The organism is Vibrio sp. 070316B, from assembly GCF_013114115.1.
GTDB lineage: Bacteria > Pseudomonadota > Gammaproteobacteria > Enterobacterales > Vibrionaceae > Vibrio > Vibrio chagasii_B.
The window spans coordinates 69155-80845 of the sequence record NZ_VTYC01000016.1 but is presented as its reverse complement, the minus strand read 5'-3'; the positions used below and the strand labels follow the sequence as shown (position 1 = coordinate 80845).

Here is an 11691-nt window from a genome sequence, read left to right as displayed (position 1 = left end):
TAGACAAATATAACTACTCACTAAGCATTGTTATTAAAGCTCAGCTTCAACCTTTTTTGCGACTTCTTCAGAAACCCATGGGTGCCATACTTCTGGGAATTCACTCAAGAAATGTATGCTCGCTTCTTCACCATCCGCTTGGTTGTCTTCCATCCAAGCTAGTAAAGCATTCATTTTTTCGTTGGTGAAACCACGCTTAGTAAAGTAGTCGTACGCTTCCGGTGCGCGCGATGCAAAACTTTCAGTGGTAATGGTGTGGACAGGAGAAGGCGGGTACATGGTTGCTTTAGGAGATTCACAGCCTTCTTGGGTCGTACAGCTGATAAATTCTTCTTTATCAACACCACTGCCAAAGTCGACTTTTACCATGTCATATTTGCCAAGAACTGCAGTTGGTGCCCAGTAGTAACCGAACCAAGCTTCTTCACGTTCATAAGCTTTCGCGATAGATCCAGATAAACCAGCACTTGAGCCAGGGTCTACGATGGTAAAACCGCTCTCTTCTAGGTTAAGTGCGTCAAACAGGTTAGCGGCACTGATTTGACAGTTCCAGCCTGCTGGACAGCTGTAAAATGCGGATGTATCTGGGTCTTCAGGGTGCTTGAACAACGCAGCGTTCTTGCGTACACCTTCGATTGTTGCCATTTCTGGGTTTTGTTTAACTAGGTAAGCAGGAACCCAAAAACCCTCTTCACCACCATTTACAAGAGCTTTACCTGCGTAGCGAAGACGTTTCTCTTCAACACCTTTATCAAGAGCGTCTTTTAGGCTGTTACTCCATAGTTCCGGTGCAACATCTGGTTGGCCTTTTTCAATCATGGATGTGCCGGTTGGCATAGTGTCGCCAGGGATGAGTTCGGCATCACAATCGTAACCATGCTCAAGGATGAATTGGTCGATGTTGGCTATAAGAGTTGCAGAGTTCCAGTTCATGTCTGCGATTGTTACGCTGCCACATTCTCCAGCGTTAGCATGACCACTGGCTGCTGCAACTAACAAAAATACGGAGCTTAACTTGTATTTCATATTGAGTTTCCTTTCTCTTTAATAATACAACCAAGCTAGTCAAGGTCAGTTGACTAACTGAATTGCTCGATGGTGATCCTTTCCATGTTTTGAACCATTTGAGCAGAAGGAGGGATGGGGGAAGTGTGTGAATCAATCAGCAAACCAATACAGCAACAAAGCATAAGTGTGATTTGCTTGATTTATCCACGGTGTTTCACCGCCATCGGATAACTTTGTCAAACTATTACAAATTCGTCAAAAACCACCTCTATTTATAATCTTAGGGAATATTCGTACGAATTCCATCTTTGACGCTATTTACATGGCACTTTAACAGGCTGTGTCACATTACCACCAAAGTTAGCCGGTTTGTGTTGATCTTTGAGGCGTTTTCAAGGTGAGATGACCACTAATTATGTGTATGAAATGCATTGAATGGTCGCAAAAATCGTATTTTCTATATTAAATTCGCCAAAAATTAGAAAATACGATTAATGTGCGATTTCAGGAAGTAATTGGCATTAATTCACCTGCTAGCAGGATACATTCTACATCGGCAGGTTCAAAAACTCGTTCCGATAGAGTTTATTAGCTAGACGCTCACGTAGCTTAACTGGGATAAACTTCATTCGGTTTATCTGTCTAACCAGTTCTTGTGCAAAGCTTGGCGTATCCTTCATATTCATGATGCAGCCCGTTAAGGAAATAGTCTGAGCATCGAGAAGCTTCTTAGCTTGCTCGAGATGATGAGACGATGTATCTCCGTAAGCGACAACAAGAAGCGTTGAATCACAGGCGCTAGCTACTGATTGAGCTGGGATATTACCTTTATTTATGTTGAGTAGCGGCGAAGTATCGATGATTACGCGGTCGTATTTAACTAGCCATTGAGCAACAGCCTGCTTTAATGTCGATGGATCTTTGTATGCTAACTGCGTCGATGCGACTTGCGGTGCGGGTACCCCGATAAACGTGCGTTGTGATTCAACATGCTCAATAAGCTGACCTGATTGTTCCTCTTCAAGCATATTGAGGTTCTTAAAAGCTGGGTTGAACAGGTTAAGGTCCACATACAGTGTAGAGTGACCCGCTAACAAGAAACGCTCGGCGAGGGCAGTTGCGACCGATGTTACGCCGTCACCTGAATGACAAGCAGTAACACAGATAGAGCGTTGTTCGTTTAATTCAGACGCCAAATAGATTTGCTCAACTTCGGCATGCGTTGCTGAAATAGTCATTATAACGCTCCTATTAGTACAATCGTGGTAGTAATACGTAGTATGTCCTCTAGGCCTACACGGGCTTTTTCCATAAAACTGTCACGACGGTCTGGAATGTAAATGGTGTCTCCAGCGCGCAAAACCGGTAGGTTATAAATGTTGGCTGTTTTACTAAATTCAACCAGGTCGAAAGTGCGAGCTTGTCCTTGGCAACAAGACATATTTACAATGGTAATCTTCTCAACGTATGCATTGTCAGTAGGGCCAGCCGCTTCAGCTAAGATATCTAAAATCGTCATGTTATCGTTAAACGCATAACGGCCGGGGTTATTAACGGCCCCTAGCACACGCACGGTTTCTTCTTTTGGCTTGTCTAGCCAGTTTTTGTTCTTCTCAGGGATATAGATAGTGTCGCCAGTAGTGACATTCGGTAGTAACGATTCATCGCCTGTTTCAAAATACAAAGACAGATTAAGCTTGCTGACCTTGGCGTAAGGTTTATCACGATGGGTCACACGAATGTTGTGTATGTCTGCATCTCCAGTAGGGCCGTCGGCCGCAGACAAGATATCTAGGAAATGCATGTCTTTAGTGAAACGGTAACGGCCCGGTGCGTTGACTTGTCCAAAAATGTAAATAGACGCATCAGAGCTTTGGCGAACCCATTGTGATTTATTGTCTGATGGGTCTTGCGGTAAATCGTGTACACGAACGATTGAGCCAGCAGAGATATAGGGCATTTGGTCTCGTGGTGCACCGTTTTTAATAAACTCATCTAAATCGAATACCACGAGCTTTCTGCCAGTCACAATCTCAATTTTTGTAGTATCAGCGCGTAGAGTTGGTCCTCCGACATGCGCGAGTAGGCCCATGAAGTTCATTTCGTCTGACCACTCAATTCGACCAGGTCGGTTTACTTCACCAATCACGTTAACGGCTCTGTCTGGAGCGATCTTCAACCAAGATTTTTCGTTCATATCCGTTTTCTCAGGAACAAAAATCGCATCACCAGCTTTAATGTTTGGTGGGTTTGAGTTCGGTAAGCCTTCGGTATAGGCGGCTAAATCGAATCGAAGTACTCGACCATCGGCTTTGATAACGCGGATTTGGCGAGACTCAGCGAAGCGAGTAGGTCCACCGGCGTTAGCCAAGATATCCATGAAGGTCGCGCCTTTTTTACCTTCAAAGGCACCAGGTGCTGCCACTTCGCCCATTACATAAACCATGTTCGCACCGGATTTAATCTCTTCTTCCTGTTTTGGCACAAAAATGGTTGAGCCTGGGCGTAGCACTGGCAGTAGACTTTCGTCGCCAGAATCAAGGTAGCGCTTAAGGTTGAATAGCGTTGGAGTATTGTTTGAGATGACGCGGATTTGTTCGACACTAGCGTAGCGAGTTACGCCGCCAGAGCGCATTAAGACATCAACGAGATCGGTATTTTCTTTATAAGTGAATGAACCAGGTGCGTTGACCTCACCGAAGACTTTAATTGAACTTCTTGAATCCGCGCTGTCACCCGAGTTGGCAAGCTTAGCAGGATCAAATTCTTGTTCAATATTACCAACCAGTGGTGAAGCAGGGACAAATAGAGAATCAAGTGATTGCAGTGTAGGCAGGTAGTCCTCATCGCCAGAATCTAAGAAACGCTTGTAATTAAACTCTTTACGTTCTGCGCCACGCTTTAAGATTAACTTGTCCAATTGAGCCCCAGAACGTAAGCCTCCAGCCGCGTACAGCGCCATTTGGACGCTCGAGCCCAAAGCCAAGGTGTATTCACCCGGTTGTTCAACGTAACCTTGCACGTAGATAATGATCTGTTGTTCTTTTACATAAACAGAAGCATTCGATAGATCTTTATAAGCCGTCGCCAGTGACTCTAGAACGACTTTATTCAACTGTTCTTTATCGTAGCCTGCGACGAACACAGTACCTACTTCAGGTAGGGTGATTCGACCGCGTTTATCCACTTGGTAACCTTTGTTTAACTCGCTCTCTCCAGGCACATTCACTTGGATAAGATCACCGACTTGCACTGCGTCCGAAAAGTCGTCGTCGGCATGTACTAAAGTCGCGATGAACATCGATAACGTGATAAGTAACGCAATCAGTAATTTCATAGTGAGCTCCCCATCTTAGCCGCGTTTTCAGGGGAGATGACTTCGATACTCACTCTTCGATTGGTTAAGCGTGTACCTTCGGATTCACCTTCAAATAGTGGTACGGTTTCACCTACTGAGACGGCCTTGATACGGCTAGGGCTTAGACCAAAGATAGTGAGATAGCGCTCAACTTGTTGCGCTCGGCCTAGGGCTAATTTGTCGTTGTATTCTTCTGAGCCTGTTGCGTCTGAATGGCCTGTCACTATTAACTCTAGCGACTTGTTGTCTTTTAAGATGTAAGACGCCTCTGCAAGCTTACCCATATATTTAGGATTCACTTCGATAGAGTTGTGTGCGAATTGATTGTCGACGTTGAGTAGATCGTACAGTTGTTGAATTATCGACAGCTGCATACGGAATTGGTTTTCGTTCTTGGGAGGTTCACAACGCGCTTGTGAAGTTACATAGTCAAGTTGAACCTCAAGTTCGTTTAGGCGTTTTCTTTGGATAACCAAATCGTTAGCCGCATCTAAAAGTAGGCCTCCTTGAAGCTCGCGAGCGATGCGATTTTGCTTCTCGATGGCTTGGACAACCGCAGCGGGGAAGCACCAACGCGCGCCTTCTTGAATCAGCGCATCCAAATGCAATTTAGCGAGTTGCCAATCAAAACGTAAGCCATGCTCTGGACCTAACGGTTCGTCAGGCATAACCGGCGAGAAGTCAGAATTCTGATAGTTCATCGAATCATAACTCTCGGCTAGTCCGCCAGTGCCGTGTTCTGGGTAACTTGTGCAACCCAGAACTAGCACAGACAGAGATAGGGCTATGTAGTTTTTGATTGTATTCATGCCAACGTCCTTTGTTTTACGCTTTTTATTATTATTTTTTGTTACTTCTAGCTTAGTGGATCTTCATGAATTTGTAGGATTTTTTGAGTTAACAGGGATAGCGTGTCCAATTCGCAGAAGGTTCATGATTTCCAGTGGTTGACCCGACACGTTTTCTAGTCGCATGTTACGTTCACGCTCAGTTAGGCGTTTGAACATGTAAACAATCGCACCCACACCCGATGAATCAAGAAATTCGACCTGACTGAAGTCGACTTCGATCTCTTGATGACCGTCATTAGAAATCACGTCATCAATGTCGGTTTGTGCATCGCGACTGCCTGCCGCGTCTAAATCACCAAAAATTGAAAGTGTTAGTGTTGTTGTGTTTAGGTCAATCTTACGTAGTTCCATAGTCTTATCTCCTTTTGTTCATGAGTTTACAAAAGCACTGAATGTGCCAACTTTTTTGGTCTTACATATCAATGGCTTATAGTGTTTGATTTTTAGTGTTTCATATTGAGAAAGGTGATTTCTCAATATGAGAACTAAAATTGGTTGGATTTTTGGGAGGTGTAACGAATTGATTTTGCGAATGAAACGCCATTATGGATAAGGTTGATGCATTGATCGCATCTTAGATTAAAGATTGAATGATGAATGGTTAGAACACCTAGGATAGAAAGTAGATTTGAGCAAAGTGCTCATACTTTTAACCGCTCAAGCTACAAAAGGAATTTTGAAATGAGGCTAACCAAGTTGGCAATAGCAACACTGTGTGCGTTTTCTACGTTTCCTTCTCATGCTTCGTATCTGCCTCCTGCACAATTGGTTTTAGCAAATACCTATAAGCAAGGTATAGATGTGTCTGAATATTGGACCAGCGAAAAGCTCGATGGCATCAGGGCTTTGTGGGATGGAAAGCATCTATATACCCGCAATGGGAATCGAATTTATGCGCCTAAGTGGTTTGTCAAAGAATTACCGGATGTTCACCTTGAAGGAGAACTGTGGGCTGGAAGAGACAATTTTCACTTAGTCCAAACAACAGTCTTAGACCACACTCCAAGTGATACAGCGTGGCAAGAGATCGAATTCATGCTGTTTGATATGCCAGGTGCGGCGGGCGACTATCAGAAACGTTACTACAACATCTTGCACTGGGTAAGAGTGATAAACGAACCGCACATTGGGTATGTGGAGCATACACCGATTGCAAGTGAAGAGGCATTGTTTCATCAGCTTGATAATGTCGATGAGCGTAAAGGCGAGGGGTTGATGCTTCGTAAGATTACCAGCCGATATCAGGCGGGTAGAAGTAATGACTTGTTAAAACTAAAACGACATCACGATGCAGAAGCGACCGTTATTGGCTATAAAACCGGAACTGGCAAGTATAAGGGGATGATGGGCTCAATTTTAGTACACACAGAAGATGGTGTGGAGTTTTACATTGGAAGTGGCTTCACCGATAAGATGCGCTTGTCTCCTCCAGAAATTGGCAGTCAAATTACCTTCCGTTACAATGGCTTCACTCAAAATGGTAAGCCGAAGTTTGCAAGGTTCGTTAGAGAGAAAAGTGATTATTAAACAATTGCACATCAGCGTGCCGAACAAGCATTGTTGATAACTATTTTGGACACGGAAAAAGTGTGTACATGAAATAAAAAAGAGCTCTGATTATCAGTGCTCTTTTGTTTAATTAACTTGTCTTTAAGAAGCGGTTAGCGAGAGCCGAACTCCAACTGTACTTCATCACTTTGTTTGTGCATCCAATGCAAACGCATACCAAGCATAATTGCTGCTGAAGACAAACCAATAATAAAGCCAATCCAGAAGCCGTGTGCGCCCATTGGTTCAACAATCCAATCCGTCATCCCTAAGATGTAGCCAATCGGCAGACCAAGCAGCCAGTAAGCGATAAAAGTACGATTGAAGATTGAACGCATATCTTTATAACCACGAAGTGCACCCGCAGCGATGACTTGAATTGCATCTGTACATTGGTATACCGCCGCAAAAATCAGGAGCTGCATTGCGATGGTAATTACTGCTGTGTTTTCTGTGTAAAGAAGTGAGACCTGCTCTCTAAACAACACGGTGAGTGCCGCTGTGATAAACGCTGTTACCAAGCCAACAATGATACCAACGTGAGTCGCAATTTTAGCGCCTTCAGTGTTGTTTTCACCCAGTTTATGACCAACACGGATACTAACCGCAGCACCAATACTCATTGGGATCATAAACACCAGTGAAGAGAAGTTAATCGCAACTTGGTGCGCCGCTACGATCAATGAGCCGAGTGGGGCAACTAACAGCGCAACCACTGCAAACAACGTCACCTCGAAGAAAAGCGCAGCTGCGACAGGAAAACCAAGTTTAAATAAGCGAACTTGAGCTTTTAGTTGAGGTTTATGGAATTGACCGAAAATGTTGATTTTAGCCAAGCGCTTAGAGGTCAACACATAAGTAAACAGTAAGCCAAACATGATCCAATAAACGATAGCGGTTGCTACGCCACAACCCACACCGCCAAGGGCAGGAGCACCAAGCTTACCGTAAACAAACATCCAGTTAAGCGGAATGTTTAATAACAGGCCAATAAAACCAATGACCATTGCAGGCTTAGTCAAAGACATACCGTCAGTAAAACTTCTTAAGGTTTGGAACAACAAGAAAGCTGGCACTGCAAACATTACCGCATTCATATAGCCGATGGTCTTTTCTGCCATTAGGATTTCAATATCCATCAATTGCAAAATGGCTTGAGTTTGGAAAAGGACTCCAATGATTGGAATCGAAAGTACAAGCGCTAAGAATGCACCTTGCTGAATCTCAAAAGGAATCTTAACTTGGCGACCAGAACCATTTAGTTGTGCGACCACAGGCACTAACGCCATAAGTAATCCGACACCAAACAAAATTGAAGGAAGCCAGATACTTGCCGCTATTGATACCGCTGCCATATCGATAGCACTGACGCCACCGGCCATAACAGTATCAACGAAACTCATGCCAGTTTGCGCGATAGATGCGATCAATACTGGCGTCGCAAGTTTGATTAGATTTGAGGCTTCTTCTTTGTAACGATGCACAAACAACTCCAGATGAGAAAGAAAATGGGACAGGAATGAATATTCAGAAGGAATCAGAGACACTGATCGTTAAGCTTCCATTGGACGAATCATAAAGAAATGTCACAATAACTGCCATAGTAAAATGCTAAATAGGAAACTTATGTTTACAGGTATCGTTCAAGGCATGGCAACACTGGTTGCTATCAATAAAAAAGAGTTGTTTCAGACTCATACCATTGAGTTAAAGGATGAAATGGTACAGGGGTTAGCTATCGGCGCTTCTGTTGCTCACAACGGTTGTTGCCTGACAGTGACTGACATTTCAGGTAACCAAATCTCTTTTGACTTAATGCAAGCAACATTACGTCTAACCAACTTGGGCGAGTTAAACGTAGGTGACAAAGTGAATGTTGAGCGCGCCGCTAAGTTTGGTGACGAGATTGGTGGTCACAGCATGTCTGGCCACATTTCGTTAATGGCTAAGTTAGTTGAAGTTATCAAAACGGAAAACAACCGCACACTTTGGTTTGAACTACCAGAAACATCAATGAAGTATGTTCTAAGCAAAGGGTACATCGGTGTTGATGGTTGTTCACTTACGATCGGTGAAGTGGAAGATAACCGCTTCTCTGTACATTTAATCCCAGAAACCCTGAATCGCACGCTATTTGGTGGCCGTGAAGTCGGTGACGAAGTAAATATCGAGTTTGATCCTCAAACTCAAGCGATTGTTGATACTGTGGAACGTGTACTAGCGAATCAAAAGTAATCAACCGTCACATTTAATCTGCGTTGTTCTATTTACGCGATGACCAAATAAAAAAGAGCATCCTAGGTGCTCTTTTTTGATTTTGTTGCCTGTAAGAAACACAAATTAGAATACCTGCTCATCGTCTGCATCGATCGACAGGTTTATTCTGTCTCGCACTTCGTCGACTTGCATGTCTAGGTGAATGGCATTGCAGCAGGCAGGGCAGTCGTCGTAAAAATCTTGACTGCCATTGGATGCGTCGAGCGTTATATTAATACCGTGCCCGCAATGAGGGCAGGAGACATGTTTCTCTGTATATTTCTGCATGACAAATTCTCCTCAAGCTAACTTATACCATCTGACCGCTTATCTATTGTGATAAGTATTACACAGCCTGAATCTTCTGAATGCACGCTTCTGTTTGTGCCAGATATTCACCGCCAAATTGATTACAGTGATTAAGAAGGTGGTACAAGTTGTAAATGTCTTTTCGATCAGTATAGCCAACGTCAAGCGGCATGACGCTTTGGTATCCTTCATAAAACTCAGGTGGGAAGCCCTGAAACAGTTCAGTGAGCGCTAAATCACACTCATGGTCGCCCCAATAACAAGCTGGGTCGTAGCAAATAGGACCAAATGCTGAATTAGCCACATTACCATTCCAAAGATCACCATGAAGTAATGAAGGGCGAGGGTTGTGGCCAGCAAGTCTCATGTTCACCATCCCAACAATGTCGTCAATATCCCCGAACTCGATGCCTTTCTCTTTTAGGAGCTGGAGTTGAAAACCGATGCGTTGTTCAGAAAAGAAACGGCCCCATTTTTTATGCCAGGGATTTGGTTGAAGCGTGCTGCCGATGTAGTTGTCTTGGTCGCAACCAAACTCTTTTTGCTCACCCCACTGATGAAGTTTGGCAAGCTGGACACCAAAGTCATAACTGTTATTGCCTGTCTCGAGTGGTTTGGTAGGCAGATAGTTAAGAATGATAAACGAGCACTCTTTGGTTTTACCAATCAGCACCAGCTCAGGTACGTAGACTGTTGAAGTCTCTCTTAATAAACGTAGGTTCTCAGCTTCAATCTCAAACTTAGGTAGGAACTCTCGCTGATTCACCTTAACGAAGTAACGTTCATTACCGTCGCTGATCATATAGCAATCGTTAATGTCACCACCGGGAACCTTAACGCGCTCGGTAAGCTGAAAATTGAATAAGAGTGTGTCTGAAAGCTGTTGAGAAATGGCCTGCCACATAGGAAATCCTCAATGAACTGTTGGAGTGAAATACTATCGTTTGATAGCAATAGTTTAGGACAAATCTGAGTGATTTATAGACGTTCTGGTCAATGTTCTCAGCACTAGTACAAGACAGTACGGATCAATTAACAGTTTTGTGAACTCGGGCTATGTGAATGCCTTTGATAAATCAGTAAAAAGTGAATCACCAATCGCAAAATAGTTGGAACAAATATCACGTGCGACACCAAATAACCTTACTTCCACTAGAAAACCAATAATAGCTTGGTATGGTTGACGCGCTATTGCTAAAGAGAGCTTTGAGATGTTGTGGTTTGAGCAAGGCGGGTAATTATTATTGAGTAAGCTGCTTCGCGTATTATTGATTCAATTTTGCACTTAAATACTAACAAAGATCATTTTAATCCTCGTTATAGCAATAAAATGATGACAAATGACTTCATATACATAGTATTAGCCTAATACGTATTAATCTGCCTTAGAGCTTAAAACGGAGATTTATTGTGGTTGTAGAAACCGATGGCTACCTAGCTTTGATCGAGCACTTATCATTTAACCTAGATGTATTTACTAACGGTAACGGTGATACTGGAAACGAAAGTGTCGAAGACATAGTAACTGACATGATTTCAAGCAACATTATGGCGATCTTCGAGCAAAACCCTGAGCTGCATTCAAGTGTACGTTTTCAGTTGCTTAAAGAAGCGGATGCCGTGGTTGCTGATCTAGGGGAAGTGCTTGCAGGCGTGTGGGCTAAAAAAGCGACAAACGAACAGATTGTTTTCTTGGATGAATACATCGCATTGGTGAAGAACCTATTCGATACTGCAGTAGCAAAATACGATTAACCTCTATTTCGTCGTTACTGACTATTTTTGTGGTTAGTACTCTTTATTGATGGACTGAAAGCGTAGCACCTCTATGAGGTTGCCTTTAATTCAATTGGTGGCCTCGCAAATACACTATATGCGCCTAAAGTGCCAAAATTTAGAAGCCCAATATGGGTTATCTAGCCTAGATATGATTACACCTTTCGACGTAGACGCATGTAGGAACTGGTTATTCCCCAAATACACACCTACATGCCTAACGGTGAAAGACGTCTTGAAAAATACCAAATCTCCACTCCTTGCTTGCTCATAAGCAATTTCAACACCTTGTTTACTCTGATCTTTTGTTGTTCTTGGTAATGCTTGCTGCGTCGCATTTTGCACGGCAATTTGGACAAAAGCGGAACAATCCACGCCTCTGAATGAAGTTCCACCGAAATGATAAGGTACGCCTTTCCACTGCTTGTACACACTCATATAAGCATTGGTAGTCAATTGTTCTGACTTTGATAGAGGTTTATTTGCAATTTGGCTGTTTTTAGAAGGGGATGGTGCTGAGCTACAAGCTGTTAATGTTGCGAAAGTTATTGTAACTGCAAGCATTTTTCTGAATTTCATATGTAA

General features: G+C 43.2%; 12 protein-coding genes. 3 read left to right on the top strand and 9 right to left on the bottom strand.

Going from position 1 to position 11691, the window contains the following annotated elements:
* Positions 1-33: 33 nt before the first annotated feature.
* The 5 genes from F0251_RS13790 to F0251_RS13770 form a co-directional block, all read right to left on the bottom strand.
* Positions 34-1026, bottom strand: coding sequence for an ABC transporter substrate-binding protein (locus F0251_RS13790; RefSeq protein WP_061034074.1), 993 nt, complete (start codon positions 1024-1026; stop codon positions 34-36).
* Between the two features lie 530 nt (positions 1027-1556).
* A complete protein-coding gene (locus F0251_RS13785; protein WP_061034073.1) occupies positions 1557-2246 on the bottom strand; it encodes a tyrosine-protein kinase family protein in 690 nt (229 codons plus the stop codon).
* Positions 2246-4345 (bottom strand): SLBB domain-containing protein, encoded by a 2100-nt coding sequence (locus F0251_RS13780; protein ID WP_171731183.1) that lies wholly within the window; start codon positions 4343-4345, stop codon positions 2246-2248. The genes F0251_RS13785 and F0251_RS13780 overlap by 1 nt, the downstream gene beginning before the upstream one ends.
* On the bottom strand, positions 4342-5175 hold the full coding sequence (locus tag F0251_RS13775) for an OmpA family protein (RefSeq protein ID WP_171731182.1): 834 nt from the start codon (positions 5173-5175) through the stop codon (positions 4342-4344). Before F0251_RS13775 ends, F0251_RS13780 begins: the two co-directional genes overlap by 4 nt.
* A 63-nt stretch (positions 5176-5238) precedes the next feature.
* Positions 5239-5568, bottom strand: a complete 330-nt coding sequence (locus F0251_RS13770) for an STAS domain-containing protein (RefSeq protein WP_061034070.1) — start codon at positions 5566-5568, stop codon at positions 5239-5241.
* Between the two features lie 330 nt (positions 5569-5898).
* Here F0251_RS13770 and F0251_RS13765 point away from each other — a divergent pair, with 330 nt between their 5' ends.
* Complete coding sequence (locus F0251_RS13765) at positions 5899-6744, top strand: DNA ligase (protein ID WP_171731181.1); 846 nt, start codon at positions 5899-5901, stop codon at positions 6742-6744.
* Positions 6745-6878: 134 nt separating this feature from the next.
* On the opposite strand, the gene F0251_RS13760 is transcribed toward F0251_RS13765, so the two are convergent.
* A complete protein-coding gene (locus F0251_RS13760) occupies positions 6879-8249 on the bottom strand; it encodes an MATE family efflux transporter (protein WP_061034068.1) in 1371 nt (456 codons plus the stop codon).
* Between the two features lie 142 nt (positions 8250-8391).
* On the opposite strand from F0251_RS13760, the gene F0251_RS13755 reads away from it, so the two are divergent.
* Complete coding sequence (locus F0251_RS13755; protein ID WP_171731180.1) at positions 8392-9000, top strand: riboflavin synthase subunit alpha; 609 nt, start codon at positions 8392-8394, stop codon at positions 8998-9000.
* 105 nt (positions 9001-9105) lie between these two features.
* On the opposite strand, the gene F0251_RS13750 is transcribed toward F0251_RS13755, so the two are convergent.
* Together F0251_RS13750 and F0251_RS13745 are read right to left on the bottom strand one after the other, a co-directional pair.
* A complete protein-coding gene (locus F0251_RS13750; RefSeq protein ID WP_008217868.1) occupies positions 9106-9309 on the bottom strand; it encodes a CPXCG motif-containing cysteine-rich protein in 204 nt (67 codons plus the stop codon).
* Positions 9310-9367: 58 nt separating this feature from the next.
* On the bottom strand, positions 9368-10234 hold the full coding sequence (locus F0251_RS13745) for a fructosamine kinase family protein (protein WP_171731179.1): 867 nt from the start codon (positions 10232-10234) through the stop codon (positions 9368-9370).
* Positions 10235-10740: 506 nt separating this feature from the next.
* Here F0251_RS13745 and F0251_RS13740 point away from each other — a divergent pair.
* Complete coding sequence (locus F0251_RS13740) at positions 10741-11085, top strand: DUF3802 family protein (RefSeq protein WP_008217871.1); 345 nt, start codon at positions 10741-10743, stop codon at positions 11083-11085.
* A 114-nt stretch (positions 11086-11199) separates the two neighbouring features.
* On the opposite strand, the gene F0251_RS13735 is transcribed toward F0251_RS13740, so the two are convergent.
* Positions 11200-11685, bottom strand: a complete 486-nt coding sequence (locus tag F0251_RS13735) for a C40 family peptidase (protein WP_061034065.1) — start codon at positions 11683-11685, stop codon at positions 11200-11202.
* Positions 11686-11691 lie beyond the last annotated feature (6 nt).